Annotated in this window: 19 protein-coding genes, 2 tRNA genes and 1 pseudogene; 9 read left to right on the top strand and 13 right to left on the bottom strand. The window is 66.4% G+C overall.

Annotation, left to right across the window (positions count from 1 at the left end; translation table 11 throughout):
- Positions 1-305: 305 nt before the first annotated feature.
- Entirely contained in the window at positions 306-488 is a 183-nt protein-coding gene (locus tag CDO44_RS14180; RefSeq protein ID WP_087780860.1) for a hypothetical protein, read from the bottom strand.
- 214 nt (positions 489-702) lie between these two features.
- Between CDO44_RS14180 and CDO44_RS14175 the strand changes: the two genes are divergently transcribed.
- Positions 703-2,208 carry an aldehyde dehydrogenase family protein gene (locus tag CDO44_RS14175; protein WP_087780859.1) on the top strand — a complete coding sequence of 502 codons (1,506 nt, stop codon included), beginning with the start codon at positions 703-705 and terminating at the stop codon, positions 2,206-2,208.
- A 27-nt stretch (positions 2,209-2,235) separates the two neighbouring features.
- Here the strand turns inward: CDO44_RS14175 and CDO44_RS14170 are convergent, their stop codons facing one another.
- Positions 2,236-2,442, bottom strand: a complete 207-nt coding sequence (locus tag CDO44_RS14170; protein ID WP_087780858.1) for a hypothetical protein — start codon at positions 2,440-2,442, stop codon at positions 2,236-2,238.
- A gap of 123 nt (positions 2,443-2,565) precedes the next feature.
- Here CDO44_RS14170 and CDO44_RS14165 point away from each other — a divergent pair, with 123 nt between their 5' ends.
- Positions 2,566-3,450, top strand: coding sequence for a DMT family transporter (locus CDO44_RS14165; RefSeq protein ID WP_198951363.1), 885 nt, complete (start codon positions 2,566-2,568; stop codon positions 3,448-3,450).
- 8 nt (positions 3,451-3,458) lie between these two features.
- On the opposite strand, the gene CDO44_RS14160 is transcribed toward CDO44_RS14165, so the two are convergent.
- Positions 3,459-4,397, bottom strand: a complete 939-nt coding sequence (locus CDO44_RS14160; protein WP_087780856.1) for an SMP-30/gluconolactonase/LRE family protein — start codon at positions 4,395-4,397, stop codon at positions 3,459-3,461.
- 207 nt (positions 4,398-4,604) lie between these two features.
- Between CDO44_RS14160 and CDO44_RS14155 the strand changes: the two genes are divergently transcribed.
- Positions 4,605-5,678, top strand: coding sequence for a DNA topoisomerase IB (locus CDO44_RS14155; RefSeq protein ID WP_087780905.1), 1,074 nt, complete (start codon positions 4,605-4,607; stop codon positions 5,676-5,678).
- A 9-nt stretch (positions 5,679-5,687) separates the two neighbouring features.
- Here the strand turns inward: CDO44_RS14155 and CDO44_RS14150 are convergent.
- Positions 5,688-6,115, bottom strand: a pseudogene (locus CDO44_RS14150) (branched-chain amino acid ABC transporter permease); the annotation flags it as partial.
- Between the two features lie 38 nt (positions 6,116-6,153).
- On the opposite strand from CDO44_RS14150, the gene CDO44_RS14145 reads away from it, so the two are divergent.
- Positions 6,154-6,230, top strand: a tRNA-Arg gene (locus CDO44_RS14145).
- Between the two features lie 173 nt (positions 6,231-6,403).
- Positions 6,404-6,898, top strand: a complete 495-nt coding sequence (locus CDO44_RS14140) for a DUF421 domain-containing protein (RefSeq protein WP_087780855.1) — start codon at positions 6,404-6,406, stop codon at positions 6,896-6,898.
- A gap of 16 nt (positions 6,899-6,914) precedes the next feature.
- On the opposite strand, the gene CDO44_RS14135 is transcribed toward CDO44_RS14140, so the two are convergent.
- The 3 genes from CDO44_RS14135 to CDO44_RS14125 are packed head-to-tail and all read right to left on the bottom strand — an operon-like array spanning position 6,915 to position 10,477.
- Complete coding sequence (locus tag CDO44_RS14135; RefSeq protein WP_087780854.1) at positions 6,915-7,289, bottom strand: sensory rhodopsin transducer; 375 nt, start codon at positions 7,287-7,289, stop codon at positions 6,915-6,917.
- Positions 7,290-7,313: 24 nt separating this feature from the next.
- On the bottom strand, positions 7,314-8,936 hold the full coding sequence (locus CDO44_RS14130) for an alpha-amylase family protein (RefSeq protein WP_087780853.1): 1,623 nt from the start codon (positions 8,934-8,936) through the stop codon (positions 7,314-7,316).
- A gap of 2 nt (positions 8,937-8,938) precedes the next feature.
- Positions 8,939-10,477 (bottom strand): alpha-amylase family glycosyl hydrolase, encoded by a 1,539-nt coding sequence (locus CDO44_RS14125; protein ID WP_087780852.1) that lies wholly within the window; start codon positions 10,475-10,477, stop codon positions 8,939-8,941.
- Positions 10,478-10,643: 166 nt separating this feature from the next.
- Here CDO44_RS14125 and CDO44_RS14120 point away from each other — a divergent pair, with 166 nt between their 5' ends.
- The gene (locus CDO44_RS14120) at positions 10,644-10,904 is read left to right on the top strand and encodes a hypothetical protein (protein ID WP_087780851.1); all 261 of its coding nucleotides are present in this window, start codon (positions 10,644-10,646) and stop codon (positions 10,902-10,904) included.
- 150 nt (positions 10,905-11,054) lie between these two features.
- Here the strand turns inward: CDO44_RS14120 and CDO44_RS14115 are convergent, their stop codons facing one another.
- A complete protein-coding gene (locus CDO44_RS14115; RefSeq protein ID WP_087780850.1) occupies positions 11,055-11,264 on the bottom strand; it encodes a hypothetical protein in 210 nt (69 codons plus the stop codon).
- Between the two features lie 613 nt (positions 11,265-11,877).
- Here CDO44_RS14115 and CDO44_RS14110 point away from each other — a divergent pair.
- Entirely contained in the window at positions 11,878-12,081 is a 204-nt protein-coding gene (locus CDO44_RS14110) for a cold-shock protein (protein ID WP_087780849.1), read from the top strand.
- Positions 12,082-12,144: 63 nt separating this feature from the next.
- Here CDO44_RS14110 and CDO44_RS14105 read toward each other — a convergent pair whose 3' ends face one another.
- The 3 genes from CDO44_RS14105 to CDO44_RS14095 all read right to left on the bottom strand — a co-directional run bounded on the left by CDO44_RS14105 (position 12,145) and on the right by CDO44_RS14095 (position 13,809).
- Positions 12,145-13,185, bottom strand: coding sequence for an endonuclease/exonuclease/phosphatase family protein (locus CDO44_RS14105; RefSeq protein ID WP_087780848.1), 1,041 nt, complete (start codon positions 13,183-13,185; stop codon positions 12,145-12,147).
- A gap of 142 nt (positions 13,186-13,327) precedes the next feature.
- Positions 13,328-13,403, bottom strand: a tRNA-His gene (locus CDO44_RS14100).
- A 118-nt stretch (positions 13,404-13,521) separates the two neighbouring features.
- Positions 13,522-13,809: a hypothetical protein gene (locus CDO44_RS14095; protein ID WP_087780847.1), complete on the bottom strand. Its 288-nt coding sequence runs from the start codon at positions 13,807-13,809 to the stop codon at positions 13,522-13,524.
- Positions 13,810-13,990: 181 nt separating this feature from the next.
- Between CDO44_RS14095 and CDO44_RS14090 the strand changes: the two genes are divergently transcribed.
- Positions 13,991-14,422, top strand: coding sequence for a CBS domain-containing protein (locus tag CDO44_RS14090; protein ID WP_087780846.1), 432 nt, complete (start codon positions 13,991-13,993; stop codon positions 14,420-14,422).
- Positions 14,423-14,478: 56 nt separating this feature from the next.
- Here the strand turns inward: CDO44_RS14090 and CDO44_RS28385 are convergent, their stop codons facing one another.
- Positions 14,479-14,736 carry a KGG domain-containing protein gene (locus CDO44_RS28385; RefSeq protein WP_369824660.1) on the bottom strand — a complete coding sequence of 86 codons (258 nt, stop codon included), beginning with the start codon at positions 14,734-14,736 and terminating at the stop codon, positions 14,479-14,481.
- 236 nt (positions 14,737-14,972) lie between these two features.
- On the opposite strand from CDO44_RS28385, the gene CDO44_RS14080 reads away from it, so the two are divergent.
- Entirely contained in the window at positions 14,973-15,461 is a 489-nt protein-coding gene (locus CDO44_RS14080) for a CinA family protein (protein ID WP_087780844.1), read from the top strand.
- A gap of 22 nt (positions 15,462-15,483) precedes the next feature.
- Here CDO44_RS14080 and CDO44_RS14075 read toward each other — a convergent pair whose 3' ends face one another.
- Positions 15,484-15,747: a hypothetical protein gene (locus CDO44_RS14075; protein ID WP_087780843.1), complete on the bottom strand. Its 264-nt coding sequence runs from the start codon at positions 15,745-15,747 to the stop codon at positions 15,484-15,486.
- Between the last annotated feature and the right edge of the window lie 10 nt (positions 15,748-15,757).

Here is a 15,757-nt window from a genome sequence, read left to right as displayed (position 1 = left end):
CCGGGAACCGCGCACATTCCCCGCGAACATGCCGGCCAGGCGTAAACGCGCCGGGCCGCAGGGGAGCGGGCGTGCGTGGTTCGTCGTACGTATCAATTTCCGCGCCAGCCAGCGGACGCGGGGAGGCCGGTGCGGGCATGGCCGGTATTCCACGGCCGGAGCAGGCAGCGGCGGGACGGCAGAATGCCGCCCCGCCGCGAGCGGCCGGTCCGTCACATCGGTTTACAGGCGGTGCGATGCGAAGGTGTAGGAACTACTGATCCATGGGCCGGCCCGCCACCGCGCAGGGTGTAAAGAATCCGTTCCTACTGCCCGCTAGGCCATTTCTTGAAGGCGAAGATCCAATAGGCCACCAGGTTCACCACAGGCAGGAGCAGCAGCAGTGCCCACCACCCGGAATGGCCCGTGCGCTTGAGGACTTGTCCTGCCGGTACGCAGATGATGACGGCATAGAGCAGGGCCACCACCACTTTCCAGATATCGTCCATGGGACTCCTTGCTGCCGGCTCGGCGCCGGGCGGATTCGGATGAGAGGCCGCGCGCCTTGGCCCGCGGTGCCGTGGGGACAATGATACGTCCTCGCGCGCCGCCGAGGGGCGGCGGACCGGAGGCCCGACGGGGGTAATATGATCCCGTACGGCCGCGCGTCCGGGCGCTTTGCGTCGCCCGCACCGGATGACACGCGCGGCCAAGGAGAGCTTCATGAATGAACAGGGCACCCTGGACCGCCTGGAACCGGGGATGATGATTCCGTACGGTGGAAATCGATACACACGCGTGGGGCAGGACCTCGCGCGCGACTTCCGGCCGGGCGACCGGTTGCTGGTGGTGCAGGAGACGGGCGCGCTGCTGCGCATTCCCGCCCAGGTGGACGATGTCGTCCGGGCCCGGGTGGGCGAGGCACGCCAGGCGTTCGACGCGCTGGCGCAAGCGCAGCCCGGTTCGGTGGACCGCTTCTACGAGCTGTTTGCCGACGCGCTGGCGCGCGACGAGGTATGGCAGCGGATCGCCGACGCGAACGACGAGGACGTGCGGCGCGCCGTTGCGCGCGGCCGTTCGACGACGCGGCTCAAGGTATCGGACAAGATGCGGGCCGACATGATAGAAGGCCTGCGCGTCTGGCCGGGCCACGCGGCGCAGGACCGGCGGGTGGCGGATCGCGTGGACCACGGCGATTGGCAGGTCGAGGTGGTGCGCGTGCCGCTGGGCGTGGTGGGGTTCGTGTTCGAGGGGCGCCCCAATGTGCTGGTCGATGCCTGCGGCGTGCTGTCCAGCGGCAATACGGCGGTGCTGCGCATAGGCAGCGACGCCTTGGGGACCGCCGCGGCGCTGCTGCAGTACGCGTTGCGGCCGGCGCTGGAGGCCTCCGGCCTGCCGGCCGGGGCGGTCAGCCTGGTAGAGGTCGAGGACCGCGCTGCCGGCTGGGCCATGTTCAGCGACAGCCGGCTGGCGTTGGCCGTCGCCCGTGGCTCGGGAACGGCGGTCATGCAACTGAGCAGCGTCGCCCGCCAGGCCGGCGTGCCGGTCAGCGCGCACGGCACGGGCGGCGCCTGGCTGATCGCCGACCCGAGCGCCGACGGCGAACGGTTCGAGCTTGCCGTGCGCCATTCGCTGGACCGCAAGGTCTGCAATACGTTGAATGTCTGCTGCATCGTGCGCAGCCGGGTCGAGGACCTGATGCCGCGTTTCCTGCGAGCCATCGACGAGGCCGGCGCCGCGTTGAGCGGGACGCCGCGCCTGCATGTCACGCCGTCGGCCCAGCCTTTCGTTCCGGCGGGGCTGTTCCAGCGCCGGACGACCGTGCGGCGCGCCACGGGCGACGTGGAAGAGCCCTATGCCAGCCTGCTGGCTGAAGAGCGCCTGGGCCAGGAATGGGAGTGGGAGGAGACGCCGGAGCTTACGCTGGCCGTGGTCGATTCGGTGGACCAGGCCATCGGCCTGTTCAATTGCTACAGCCCGCGTTTCGTCGCCAGTCTCATCGCGCAGGAGCCGCAAGCCCACGTCCATTTCCGGACGCGCATCGATGCGCCGTTCGTCGGCGACGGCTTCACGCGCTGGGTGGACGGCCAGTACGCGCTGGGCAAGCCCGAACTGGGGCTGTCCAACTGGGAGCATGGTCGCCTGCTCGGCCGAGGCGGGGTGCTCACCGGCGCCGATCTTGCCGCGGTCCGGCTGGTGGCCGCTACCGCTGCCGCGCAGCACCGCTAGCCTTGCGCCGGCCCCGCGGCGTGCGCGTCAGCCGCGGCGCGCCCCGGTCTTGTTCGGATCGCGCGCCTCGTCTTTCAGACGGTCGGCCCCCGGCGGCGGCGCGGGCGATTCGCCGGCGCCGGCCAGGCCAGGATTGCTGCGCTTTCCGGCCTCGTCCGGCGGGGGGCCGGGCGGCTCCCTGCCTTCCTCGGGATTGAGCATTTCGTCTGCGGGCGGAACGGTGCGAGGGCTCATGGACATCTCCTGCATGATGCGCGGGTTCGCCGCAAGTGCCGTGCCGCGGCGAGGCTGGCTCGCCACGGTCGAGGTATGCGACACTTTCCCGTTCCGATAACAACAACGATTCCGGATCCCGCCGTGTCCAAACGTTCCCTGGATGTTTCCGCCGTCGCGATGCTCGTGCTGCTTTGCGCGAGCTGGGGTGCGCAGCAAGTCTCCGTCAAGATCGCGCTGCCCGCGTTTCCTCCGTTCCTGCAAATGGGCATACGGTCGGCCGGTGCCAGCCTGCTGGTGCTGCTCTATTGCCTGGCGGCCAGGCGCGGCAAGCTCTTCGTTCGCGATGGCTCGCTCTGGCTGGGAATCTTTTCCGGCCTGCTGTTCTCCGGCGAATTCGTATTGATCTATCTCGGATTGCAGTGGACCGATGCCAGCAGGACGTCGCTGTTTCTTTATACGGCGCCGTTTTTCGTGGCCCTGGGCGCGACCTGGCTGCTCCCTTCCGAGCGCCTGCGCTGGCCGCAGTGGGCGGGCCTGGCCTTGTCGTTCTGCGGGACCGCCATCGTGATGGGCGTGCCGCACGCCGCGACTTCGCCGCACGCGCTGCTGGGCGACCTGATGATCATCGCCGCCGCGGTATTCTGGGCCGCGACGACGCTGGCGATCAAGGCGACCCGGCTGGCGGCGGTACCGCCCGAGAAGGTGCTGCTCTATCAGCTCGCGGTGTCGGCTGCGATCGGCCTGGGCGCCGCGGCCGCCACCGGCGAGTCGATGGGTACTCTCGGATTCGCGCCGGTGATGGCATTGACCTACCAGACCGTGTGGATCGCGGCGATCACCTTCCTGCTGTGGCTGCGCCTGCTCACGCTGTATCCGGCCAGCACGCTGCAGGCCGGGACGTCGATGTCGCCGCTGTTCGGCGTCGCCTTTGCCGCGCTGATCCTGCACGAGCCCCTTGGTCCGCTGTTCCTGCTGGCCGTGGCCTTGGTCGTGTCGGGGCTGATCCTGGTGAACCGGCGTGGATAGGCCTGCCGCTACCCGCCCGCCACGCCCTGCGTGTTGACGTAGAGCGCGTAGATGGACGTGCTGGCCGCCATGAACAGGCGGTTGCGGTGCCTCCCGCCGAAGCACAGGTTGGCGCAGCGCTCGGGCAAGGCGATGTGGCCGATGGCTTCGCCTTCGGGCGAGAAGACCCGGACGCCATCGAGGTCGTCGCTGCCCATGCCCCAGCCGCACCACAGATTGCCATCCACGTCCACCCGCAATCCGTCCGGCGTGCCCGGACCCGCGTCGATCGCGACGCGCCGGTTCGACAGGCGCGTCCCGCCCTCGGCAAGGTCGAACGCGAGGATGCGGCGCGGCTTGGACCGCGATTCCACCACGTAGAGTATCGATTCGTCCGGCGAGAAAGCCAGGCCGTTGGGGCTGGCGATATCGCCGGCGACGACGTCGGCCGTGCCCGTGGCCGGGTCCAGCCGGTACAGGTTGGCCGGCAGTTCCTGCTTGCCCGGCACCCCCTGGTAGTAGCCGGCGAGTCCGAAGGGCGGGTCGGAAAACCAGACCGTGCCATCGGACTTGACCACCACGTCATTGGGAGAGTTGAGCGGCTTGCCGTCGAAACGGTCCATCAGCACGGTCGTGCCCCCGTCGTATTCGGTGCGTACGACGCGGCGACCGCTGTGCTCGCAGGTGACGAGGCGGCCCTGGCGGTCCCGGGTCATGCCGTTGGCGTGCCCTGTCGGCGCCCGGAATACGCTGACCTGGCCCGTGATTTCATCCCATCGCATGACCCGGTCGTTGGGGATGTCGCTCCAGAGCAGGAAGCGGCCGTCACCGAACCAGACCGGGCCTTCGTTCCAGCGGCAGCCGGTCGCCAGGCGCTCGACCGCCGCGGAGGGCAGGCGGTACGCTTCGAACCGATGATGGAAAACGCGGACCGCGGGATCGGGATAGCGCTGCGATGCTTGCCACATGGCTCCTCCTGAATGCGTGGCGCCGACTGTCGAATGCGCCCCCACCGCGCATTGTCCGCGATCCCGGCGGCGCCTGCCAGCGCCGGACCGTAGCAGGTTCTTCGCAGGGCACAGGTAGATTTTGCATTTTCGGCGCATGGGCGGGGCGGACCCGGCGGGAGCGGCGGCAGGGGACGGCCCTTGGCACGAAGCATGCTCGGCTCGGGCATGGACTTCACGCCCGTTTCCGTTCCCGGCCTCGTTCGCGGATCCGCCGCGCCGGCTTTACGCACGCGCGGCGGCGACGGCGATGACGTGGCGCTGGTCTATGTCGACGATACGTCGCCAGGCTACAGCCGACGCTTGTGGCGGGGGCGGTTCGCCTATTTCGACGAGCGCGGCGAACGCATCCGCGATGCCGCCGAGATCGCCCGCATCAATGCGCTGGCCATTCCGCCCGCATATACCGACGTCTGGATCTGCCCCCACCCCGCGGGCCATATCCAGGCCACGGGGCGCGATGCCCGCGGCCGCAAGCAATACCGCTACCACCCGCACTGGCAGGTCGTGCGCGACGCGGACAAGTACGGCCAGCTCGCCGAGTTCGGCCGGGCGCTGCCTCGCATCCGGCGCCGTGTGGACCGCGCGCTCGCGCAGCCGGGGCTGGGCGAGGAGAAAGTCCTGGGGGCGGTGGTCCGCCTGCTCGAGACCACGCTGGTGCGCGTGGGCAACCGCGCCTACGCGAGGCAGAACCGGTCGTTCGGGTTGACGACGCTGCGGCGCCGCCATGCATCGATGTCGGGCACGCGCATCCGCCTGCGCTTTCGCGGCAAGAGCGGCGTCGAGCATGACGTCGCGATCGCCGACCGGCGCGTCGCGAGCGTGGTGCGCCGTTGCATGGAGATCCCCGGGCAGACCCTGTTCCACTACCTGGACGAGGCGGGCCAGCCGCACGGCATCGATTCCTCGGCCGTCAACGCGTACCTGCGCGAGGCCGGCCGGGGTGACTTTACCGCGAAGCACTACCGGACCTGGGCCGGATCGGTGATGGCCCTGGAATGGTTTCGGGCCATGCCGCGCGCCGGCGGGCAGGAAGCCCGGGCGGCGGTGGTCGAAGTGACCCGCGCGGTGGCGCAGCGGCTGGGCAATACGCCGGCGGTGTGCCGGGCCTGCTACATCCATCCGGCCATCATCGAGGCTTACCTGGAAGGAACGCTGCCGTCGACGTGGCCGGCCGGCGGACCGCGGGGGTTGAGCGCGGCCGAGCGGCGGCTGCTAGCGTTCCTCGCCGGCGGCGCCTGACGCACCGAGTCACGGCCGCGCCAAGGCCGGGCGGCGGCGGGCCAGCCATGCCGTCCACTCGCCCACGATTCCGCGCCGGAAGGCCAGCACGCAGACGACGAAAATCAGCCCGGTCACGATGGTGACCGATTCCCCCAGTCCTCCAAACCAGCCTATCCCGGTGGCATCGGCGAGCGCGGCGCCGACTTCGCCGATCTTGTTCTCCACCACCACGATGATGGGTGGCCCGGCATGGGGCCGGTCAGTGTGCCCATCCCCCCGACCAGCGTCATCAGTATGACCAGGCCCGACATCTGCCATACCACATCGCTCAGGATGGCCGACACGAACACCAGCGCCATCGTGGCTCCGGCCAGCCCCGTCAGCGCCGCCGACAGCACGAACGCCAGCAGCTTGTAGCGGTTGACGTCATAGCCCAGCGACGTGGCGCGCGCCTCCACGCCGGCAAGGGGCTGGTGGTAAACTTGCGCCCGCGGCGGCGGTAGCTCAACTGGATAGAGCACAGGCCTTCTAAGCCTGGGGTTACGGGTTCGATTCCTGTCCGCCGCGCCACATGCTGCCCGGGTCGCCACACCCGCTCGCGGCCTTCGGGCGAGTTCCGCCATCGCGCGCGTCCTGCCCCGCATGCCTCCCCCAGCCACCCGCCACCCCCCCTGGAACGACGTTCCGTACGGTCGGGCCTGCTTCTTGCGTCACTCCCGCCATCCTGACTCCGGGGGATCGCCTTGGATTGGCTGAACGTGGAATGGTCCGAGATTTTCGTTTTCTCCATACCGCCGGTCGAGACGCTGGTACGCGGCACCGCCATGTACTGGCTGTTGTTCCTGTTGTTCCGCTTCGTGGTCCGGCGCGACGTGGGATCGATGGGCATCGCCGACATCCTGCTGATCGTGATCGTGGCCGACGCCGCCCAGAACGGGATGGCGGGCGAGGGCAAGAGCGTGGCGGACGCGGCATTGCTCGTCTGTACATTGGTGGCCTGGAACATGTTCCTGGACCGGCTGGCGTTTCACTTCCCGCTCTTTCGCCGCTTCGTCGATCCGAAGAAGGTCATGCTTATACGAGACGGGAAGAAACTGCGCGAGAACATGCGCCGCCAGTCGATCACCGACGAGGAGCTGGAAGCCAAGTACCGCCAGCAAGGCGTGGAATCGATCGATCAGGTCAAGGCGCTTTACCTCGAGGCCGACGGCAACGTCAGCGTCATCAAGCGCGAGTAGCGCGAGGCACGGCGTCTCAATCGATGCCGTGGGCGATGGTGGTCATCAGCGCCAGCGCGGCCTGGCGGGAGTCGAGCCGGGTATGTTGCACCACGATGGGTACGTCCGACTCGATGACGCTGGCGTAGTCCGTGTCCGGCGGAATCGGCTCGGGGTCCCGCAGGTCGTTGAAGCGCAGGTGCAGCGTGCGGCGGGGCGCGACGGTGAATCGGTAGGGGCCGGCGGGTTCCCGGTCGGCGAAGAAGACCGTGAGGCTCACATGGGCCGGCGCATCGCCGGTATTGAGCATGCAGGCCGTCTCGTGGCTGACGGTCTGGCGGGCGTCGCCGGTGCTTGAAGGCGGCAGGTAGCCTTCGGCGATGACCCAGCGGCGTTTTCCCAGCGCTTGCATGGCGCGTCTCCAGAAGTGGCTTGATCAAAGGGTGGCCCGCGGACGCAGCCAGCGATAGCCGTAGCCGCGCAGGCGCATGCGCGCCGGATGACCGGCGGGCGGATCGTAGGGGCTGTCGGCCATGATGTCCGTCAGTTCCTGGCAGTCCTCGTCGTGGATCACGAATTCCACGTCCTTCGGACCCAGGTTGGCCAGTGTCAGCACTGCCACGCCGTCGAGTTCGTGGCGCAGCGCGAGGACCTGCGGGCAGTCGATGCGGGCGGCCCGGCAGCGCCCGCTGCCGACTTCCTGCAATCCCAGCCGCGCGCGGATCATCTTGCCGGTCTTGGCGAGCAGCGAATCGTCGCGCAGCGATTGCGCATAGACATTGACCTTCCGGTAGCCATAGGGGCCATCCCGGATCAGCGGCACCGCGAGCCGGTCCGGCCCGGCCGTCGAGAAACCGGCATTGGGTTCGTCCGACCATTGCATTGCCGTACGCACGGACAGCCGTTCGGGCAGTGAGAGATCGTCTCCCATGCCGATTTCCTCGCCATAGCGCAGGATGGGCGTGCCAGGCAGCGAGAAGAGCAGGGCGTGCACCAGGGCAAGCTTGCGCAGGTCGCCTCCCAGCATGGGTGGCAGGCGGCGGCGGATGCCGCGATGGTAGATGCGCATTTCCGGGTCGGGCGCGAAGCGCGCCATGACCTCTTCGCGCTCCGATTCGGAGAGGCGCTCCAGGTCGAGCTCGTCATGATTGCGCAGCCAGAGCGCGTACTGGGCGGTCATGGGCGGCACGGGCTGCTTGGCCAGCGCGCGTTCCAGCGGTTCGGCGACGCCGCGGGCCAGGGCCAGATAAAGATAGTTGTTGAGCCAGAAATTCAGCACCAGCGTGAGCCTGTCCCCGTTGCCGAAGTAATGGGCGTATTCGGCCGGCGGGACGTCCACTTCCCCGAGCAGGACGGCATCCGCGCGCCGTTGGGAGATGAAGCTGCGCATCTCGTTGAGCAGCCAGAATCCGCCGTCGCGCGGATCGCTCGCCTTGGCGCTTTCTATCATGTGCGAGGCCGCGTCGACGCGGAAGCCCGAGACGCCCAGCCGCAGCCAGAAGTCCATGATGCGTTCGATCTCGCGCCGCACGGCGGGATTGCCGAGATTCAGATCCGGTTCGTGTGAATAAAAGACGTGCCGGTAGTATTGGCCGGCCTTCTCGTCCCAGGACCACACGCTGTCTTCGACGGTCGGGAAGATAGGCTTGGCGTCGGTGGGCTCCGGAGAATCGGCCCAGATGAAATAGTCCCGGTAGGGCGAATGCCGGTCGTTGCGCGCCTCCAGGAACCAGGGATGGCGATCCGAGGTGTGCTGCACGACGAGGTCGATGATGACGCGCAGGCCCAGTTCCTCCGCCTTCTCCAGCAGGGCGACGATGTCGGGCAGGCCGCCGAAGCGGGGATCCACCGAGAGGTGATCCGTCACGTCGTAGCCGCCGTCGCGGAAGGGTGAGGCATAGAAGGGCATCAGCCACAGGCAGGTCACCCCCAGGCCCCGCAGGTATTCGAGGCGATCGGCGATCCCCTGCAGGTCGCCCCGTCCATCGCCGTTGGCGTCGCGGAACAGGCTGGGGTCGACCTGGTAGATGATGGCGTTTCGGTACCAGAGCGGCAGCATGGTCAGGCTTCCTCCGGTTCCAGTATCACGGCCTGCTCGCCTTCGACCCGGTCAGGGAAGAGCGTGCCGGCAGCCTGGCCTTCGCTGCACAGCGCGATGCGCCATCGGCCCGGCGGCTTGAATTGCAGCGTACGCTCGGCGAAGTTCACGCAGACCAGGCGCACGTCGTCGCCGCACCGGCGCCGGAACGCGAGGATTTCGGGCGGCGAGTCGAGTTCCTCCCAATCGCCCAGCCGCAGCGCGAGGCTGGCCTTGCGCACTTGCAGCGCGCGCCGGTAGAGATGCAGGATGGAACCGGGATCGGCCCACAGGCGTTCGGCCGAACGCTCCGCGGGTTGGGGCGGGAAGGGCAGCCAGGGACGGGCACCGTTCCATCCGTGCGGCGGCGCTTCGGTCCATGGCAACGGCGCCCGGCAGCCGTCGCGACCGCCCGGATCCACCTGGGTCTCGGGGTCGATGCGGGCGTCTTCCAGCCCCAGTTCCTCGCCTTGGAACAGGAAAGGCGTGCCACGCAGCGAGAGCAGCATGACCGCCGCCGCTCGCGCGCGGCGCAGCGAGCCGTCGTAGCGGGTGCGATGGCGTACGTTGTCGTGGTTCGACAGCACCCATGTCGGCCAGGCGTCGGCCGGCCGCAGGAGGGCATCGACTTCGCGTATGCAGGTGCGGAACACGATCGGATCCCACGGCGCGTCGAGCGGCGGAAAGTTGAACGACATGTGCAACTCGTCGCCGGCGCCGTAGTACTGGACTACGCTGGCTGTCGAACGGATGTTGACTTCGCCCACGAGGACGCGCTGCCCTGGGTAACTTTCCACCAGGCGCCGGATGCCGCGCAGCACTTCGTGGCTATAGGGCTGGTCATTGAAATCCGCCAGCGGCTCGCCGGCCAGGCACCGGGGATGATCGGCGAACGCCGGATCCTTGCCCGTGCAATGGGCGACGTCTATGCGAAAGCCGTCGATGCCGCGATCCAGCCAGAACCGCAGCACGCCGTGCATCGCCTCCACGACTTCGGGGTTGCGCCAGTTGAGGTCGGGCTGCTGGGGCAGGAAGAAGTGCAGGTAGTATTGCCCTGTCTTTTCGTCCCAGGTCCAGGCGCTTCCAGCCCCCAGCGCCGCCCGCCAGTCGTTGGGCTCGTCGCGCCAGATGTACCAGTCGCGCTTGGGGCTCGCCCGCGACGAGCGCGATTCGATGAACCAGGGGTGCCGGTCCGAGGTGTGATTGGGCACGAAGTCGAACAGCAGCCGCAGCCCCCGCGCATGGGCTTCGTCGATCAGCCGCTGCGCGTCGTCCAGGGTGCCGAAGATTGGATCGATGTCGCAGTAATCGCTGATGTCGTAGCCGGCATCGGCCATGGGCGAGCGAAAGACCGGCGATACCCAGATCGTGTCGATGCCCAGCCTGCAAAGATGGTCCAGGTGCGCCAGGATGCCGGGAATATCCCCGATGCCGTCGCCATTGGAGTCGGCGAACGAGCGGGGATAGATTTGGTACACCACCGCGCTTTTCCACCAGATTTCATCGGAGTACGTCGCATTCATGCAGATTGCCGGTTGTTTTTATCGGGCCGTCCGGTTCAGCAAGTGGTATTCCCAAGGGAAATTCCCAGGCCGGACAGGTACGCTGAGCGGCCGGAGAAACGAGAGCGGGTTGAACTTTCGGACCCGTCTTCTTGCCTCAAGAAGGTACTGTCTGCAGGAGATTCCTATGTCCGAAGGCGCAGGAGACCACTACAAGGGCTATTACATCCGCACGGTGGCGCGGCCCGTCAATCACCCCCGCGATGGCATGACGGTATTGTTCGAGGGAAGCGCCACCGTGTCGCTGGATCCGGCGTCACGCTTCCATCCGGTGCCCGCCGAACAGCACCTGGGCGACGACCAGGTCTTCGGCACGGAGTTCGAGGCTCACCGGTATGCCGAGAAAGTCGCCAAGCGCTATATCGACAAGCTCGAAAAGGGCAAGTGACGCCCGCCCCGGGCGGGACGAACGAGCCTGTCGCCAATCACCCCCGGGCGACGCACGTGCCCGGCGAGACTGCTTTCCACCGGCCTTCATAGGCCTTGCCCGGCGGCGTTGCCCAGGCGGCCGGGAAGGCCGCCGTGGACGACTGCGCTTTTATTGATCGGACTTCTGCGGCTGGCCCGTCTGGTGGCCGCGTTGTTGCTGCTGCTCCTGCTGGCGTTGGCCGGTGTTCGGCTGGTTGGGCTGGACTTGCGGACGCTGCGAGGGCGATCCTCGCTGGCCCTGCTGCTGCTGCGTACCGGGTTGCTGCTGTTGCTGCTCCTGGCTTTGCGAGCCCGGGGATTGGCGCTTCTGCTGATTCATAAACCTTCTCCTCGATTATGAATTCGCTCCGGCTTCACGACCCTCGGATCGGCCGGGCGCGGCCCGTTAACCGCTTTGTATTTCCCCGCAAACCCCGTGCCCCGCGCCGGCCATACTGGCGCGCGATTATGCGTGGCTGCGCATGTAATTATGGGATGGCGTGCTTGTAAATTTTTCTAGACCATTCCATTCGCGTCGGGAAATTTTTATAGGTATTTCCCTTATAAGGGAAAACGATAGGTTTTCGGAAAACACCCTGGCAAAACTACGTGTAAACCCTGGAAAAAATCGTTGATTCCGTCCACATTGTTGCCGATAGGCCGCGTTATTTCTTGCAACTTGCTGCCATGACGCCAGCCGGCACGTATTTAGATCCCGATATATGAGGATCGTGGATTCAAATACCGGTCGCTTCTCGGCAATATGGATGTATCCGTCGGAAACGGAAATGGGTTGACTAAGCGATCAATGCGCCGCATAGTCATTTTCAAGGTTTCAGGTCAGGGTTCTGTTCGGTTTGGTTGGCGTCGGCTCTCCATTTGGTCTCGGCCCGTTCTTGATTCCGGTTGGCGGTATTCGCGGCAAGTACATATATCAAAGAAGGAAATGCATCATGGCCACAGGCATTGTCAAATGGTTCAACGACGACAAGGGATACGGATTCATAATGCCGGATGACGGAGGAAAGGATTTGTTCGCCCATTTCTCGGAAATCCAGGCCGAAGGACGCAAGACGCTGTACGAGAACCAGAAGGTGAGCTTCGAAGCCGTCCAGGGCCCGAAGGGACCGCAGGCTTCCAAGATCCGCGTCTTGTAAAGAAGCTCGAAGGCCGAGAAAAAGCCCCTGTTCGCAGGGGCTTTTTGCTTTCCGGCGGCCCGCTCAGGCCGGCGAAGACGCGCTCGCCGGCCGGTACTTGAACGTGGCGCGGATGATGCCGTGGTCGTTGGTGCCCAAGCCCTTGTGGTCGGGGAAGTTCAAATGGTCGTTGTTGATCACGAGGCCGTCGAACATCCATAGCCGCTTGCGGCTGTTGTCGTAGAACTCCTGGCTTACCAGGATGTGGTCCAGCGATTCGCGGATATCCTGGTGCACGTGGGTGTAGTACACGTCCCGGGTATCGCGGTACTCCTGCAGCGTCTGCGCCGTGTAGAGCGCCACGTCGCCGCCGCCCTCCGAGTCGCCCACGAGGTAGCGCGGCTGGTCGGTCAGGATGTTGGCGGTGTTGCTGTGCTGGCCGTCGTTGATGTCGCCCAGCACGATTACGGGCGTGTCGTTGCCTTTCATCGATTCGGTAAGCAGGAAGCGCAGCGCCGCCGCTTCGGCCGTGCGGCGAATGGTGGAGATGGCCGCGCCCAGGTTCTTCGCGTGCCTGGCATAGGCACGCTTGTCGCCGAGGTACCAGTCCTCCCTGTACACCTGGGTCGGCGCCTTGGACTTGAAGTGGCATACATAGACGTGGACCAGCGGCCCATCCTCGCGCGGCTGTATCGTGAAATGCAGCACGGGCCGGGAAAAGCCCTGGATGTTCACGTCGATCTGCGGCGTTTGCGGATCGTCGCCCTCCGAGCGCAGTACGAAGGCTTCGGGAAAATCGCTGATCCACTCGGCCTCGCCGGCCAGCAGTCCCTGGCGGACGATGGCCGCGCAGACGATTTTCGTACCGTCGGCGTCCTCCGGGACCAGCATGTCGTAGCGCGCGCCCAGGCCGGATGCCTGCACGGCGCGTGCGAGCGAGTCGGCGTGCCACAGCTCCTGGAAGCCGAAGACGTCCGCCTCGAGCAGCTTGAGCTGGCTGGCGGTCCAATCGATCTTGAGCGCGTATTGTTCCTCGCTCCAACCTTCGCCCGTGTAGATCCGGCGGCCAGGTTCGTTGAGGTTGTACAGGTTGAAGGTAGCAATGCTGAGGCGGGTCAGTTTCATCGGCGACTCCCGGGGATGCCGAAGAAGCTAGCAATGCCGTGTGACCGCGGTATGGACGCTCGACGCGTGGACTCCGTACCGCGGAAAAGCGAAAAGGCCCCGAAGGGCCTTTCAATCAAGCATGGGGCTTGCGCGGAATCACTGGGGTGGCTGATGGGACTCGAACCCACGACAACCGGAATCACAATCCGGGACTCTACCAACTGAGCTACAGCCACCGCTGGAACACCACGGAACCGGCAGGGCCGATTCACGCGAGACCGCTATTCTAGCGAAATTCTGGCGAATGCGCGAATCGGCGAGATTTCCGGGCGCGAGCGGAGCCGAAGCCGGGCATTAGCGTTCGAGCCGCACTTCGAAATAGGCGGAATCGGTTTCGCCGAGCGAGGCGAATCCTTCCTGCGCCGCCCTCATGGCTGCGCGCTGCCAGCGCAAGGCCAGCGATCGTTCTTCTTCGGAGAGCTCGCCGAAGGATTCCTCGGCCCAGTTCCAGGCCTTGTAGGCGGCCGCGATGCCTTCGATGCCACCCAGGGTCTTTTCCAGGGTGCGCGCATAGCGGCGTTCGGCCTGGCGCCGGAGGTCGTCGGGAAGTTGAGGGTAGTCTTGCAGGGTGACGGTGTACATGGCTGCTCCATGCTTGATACTGTATGTATATACAGTATCCGACGGAACCAGGAAGAAAATCAAGCGGGGAACGCCTTCGCGCGTTGCCTGCCCGCTGCGCGGCGCCAAAACGCCATGGGCATACCGGTTGCTGCAACCGGCCCGCCGCCGCCGCGGCTTTTTTCTTTTCAAGGAGAGTCCCATGCAGATCGCAGAAATCATGACCCGCGATGTTGCCTACCTATCCGCCGACGAGTCGGTCCAGCGCGCCGCGCAACTGATGGCCGATCTGGACATCGGCGCCGTACCCGTCTGCGACGGCCGCCGCCTGGTGGGCGTGGTCACCGACCGCGACATCGCCGTGCGGTGCACGGCCGCGGGGGCGCCGGCCACCACCAGCGTGAGGGAGGCCATGACGCCGCACGTGAGCTGGTGCTACGAAGACGAGGAAGCGGATACGGTCAAGGCCAAGATGCGGGACGAGCAGATTCGCCGCCTTCCCATCTTGGGGAAGAATAATGAGCTGGTCGGGATGGTGTCGCTCGGTGACCTGGCCACCAAGACCGGCGGGACGGACGAAACCCTGGCGGGAATTTCGGAGCCGGCCCGCGCGTCGGGAGAGTTGTTCCGCTAGGACTGGGATGAACGGGAACGGATCCGGCCCGCCATGCGGGACGGATCCGCGCGGATTCACGAGCTTCCCGGGCTCGCCTGTACCGGTTCTTCCCGGGTGGAGTTCTGGGCCTGGGCTTGTTGCGCTTCGGCCGCGCGGCGCCGCCGGTGCGCGTGGCTGAGGGCGCCGGCGGCCCGGGCTTCTTCCGAGTTGAATTCGTGCGCATTGCCGGATTGGTGGGCGGCTCGGCCCCCCTCGGCGGAAATGGCGCGCTGTTTTTGCGGGTCCATGGCGGCAAAGCCTCGGGGGCGCTTCTGGCTCGTAGGCGTAGGCATGAGGGTCCTCCAAAAAGGATCGTTCGACAGGGGCCGGCCCATTCGCAAGCCTTGTGCCTCCCTGCGGCGCCCTCGTCCCGGGCGTGCCCCCTGCCATGGCGCCCGGTATCTCGTAGAAAGCGGCGCAGGATTTACATGGCGCCCTGGATATTTGCTCATCCTTGCGCAATCGAGCCTGTGCGCGGCACGGGTACGGTGCGTGCTGAAGCGGGCCATCCACACTACCGGAGCCTCGCGTGCAGACTGTCGAACACATTGCCCGCTACATGCATGAACGGGGGTTGCTGCTCACCACGGCCGAATCCTGCACAGCGGGCCTGATCGCCGCGATGCTGGCCGACGTCGCCGGCGCGGGGGCATTGCTCGATTGCGCCTTCGTGGCGTATTCCCCCGAGTCCAAGCTGCGCGGACTGGGGGTGCCGGGGCGGATACTGCGCGCCTACAATCTCACGAGCGAACCGGTGGCGTGCGCGATGGCGCGCGGCGCGCTTGCCCGCAGCCGCGCCAACGTGGCCATTGCCAATACCGGGGTCGCCGATGGCGGAGGGGAGGGCGTGGCCGCCGGCACGCAGTGCTTTGCGTGGGCCTTTCGCGACGGAAACGCCATCGACGTATACAGCGAAACCCGCCGATTCATGGGCGGGCGCAACCATATCCGGGAGCAAGCGGCGCGCTACGCATTGGCCCGCCTGCCGCACTATGCGGATCGCGCCGCAACGGCATGAGGCCCGCGTGCGGCGGCCTGGCTCAATGCTGCTCGTTCTTGTCGGGCGCCGCCTCGTCGTCGGTCTGGCACAGCGTGGCGATCACGTTCTGCCAGCCTTTCTTGAACGAGGGATGAGCCTCGTTGAGCGTCGGCTCCACCTGTTGCGCGATGGCTTGCATCACTTGACGCAACTGCTGCGCATTCGGGTGGGCCGAAATCAGCATGCTCACGACGTTCTGCAAGGCGGTGATTTGTCCCTTGAGGAATTCAGGGTCGGTCACGATGGCTCCTTCTATGGCTTTCATGGAATTGTCC

Source organism: Pigmentiphaga sp. NML080357 (assembly GCF_002188465.1).
GTDB lineage: Bacteria > Pseudomonadota > Gammaproteobacteria > Burkholderiales > Burkholderiaceae_B > Pigmentiphaga.
This window is presented reverse-complemented; position numbering and strand designations above follow the sequence as displayed.

Coding starts and splice junctions, on each gene's coding strand:
- CDO44_RS14125 (WP_087780852.1), bottom strand. CDS start 10,477: ATGAATGCGACGTACTCCGATGAAATCTGGTGGAAAAGCGCGGTGGTG.
- CDO44_RS14180 (WP_087780860.1), bottom strand. CDS start 488: ATGGACGATATCTGGAAAGTGGTGGTGGCCCTGCTCTATGCCGTCATC.
- CDO44_RS14105 (WP_087780848.1), bottom strand. CDS start 13,185: ATGAAACTGACCCGCCTCAGCATTGCTACCTTCAACCTGTACAACCTC.
- CDO44_RS14120 (WP_087780851.1), top strand. CDS start 10,644: ATGTCCGAAGGCGCAGGAGACCACTACAAGGGCTATTACATCCGCACG.
- CDO44_RS14095 (WP_087780847.1), bottom strand. CDS start 13,809: ATGTACACCGTCACCCTGCAAGACTACCCTCAACTTCCCGACGACCTC.
- CDO44_RS28385 (WP_369824660.1), bottom strand. CDS start 14,736: ATGCCTACGCCTACGAGCCAGAAGCGCCCCCGAGGCTTTGCCGCCATG.
- CDO44_RS14110 (WP_087780849.1), top strand. CDS start 11,878: ATGGCCACAGGCATTGTCAAATGGTTCAACGACGACAAGGGATACGGA.
- CDO44_RS14160 (WP_087780856.1), bottom strand. CDS start 4,397: ATGTGGCAAGCATCGCAGCGCTATCCCGATCCCGCGGTCCGCGTTTTC.
- CDO44_RS14075 (WP_087780843.1), bottom strand. CDS start 15,747: ATGAAAGCCATAGAAGGAGCCATCGTGACCGACCCTGAATTCCTCAAG.
- CDO44_RS14130 (WP_087780853.1), bottom strand. CDS start 8,936: ATGCTGCCGCTCTGGTACCGAAACGCCATCATCTACCAGGTCGACCCC.
- CDO44_RS14155 (WP_087780905.1), top strand. CDS start 4,605: ATGGACTTCACGCCCGTTTCCGTTCCCGGCCTCGTTCGCGGATCCGCC.
- CDO44_RS14175 (WP_087780859.1), top strand. CDS start 703: ATGAATGAACAGGGCACCCTGGACCGCCTGGAACCGGGGATGATGATT.
- CDO44_RS14115 (WP_087780850.1), bottom strand. CDS start 11,264: ATGAATCAGCAGAAGCGCCAATCCCCGGGCTCGCAAAGCCAGGAGCAG.
- CDO44_RS14090 (WP_087780846.1), top strand. CDS start 13,991: ATGCAGATCGCAGAAATCATGACCCGCGATGTTGCCTACCTATCCGCC.
- CDO44_RS14135 (WP_087780854.1), bottom strand. CDS start 7,289: ATGCAAGCGCTGGGAAAACGCCGCTGGGTCATCGCCGAAGGCTACCTG.
- CDO44_RS14170 (WP_087780858.1), bottom strand. CDS start 2,442: ATGAGCCCTCGCACCGTTCCGCCCGCAGACGAAATGCTCAATCCCGAG.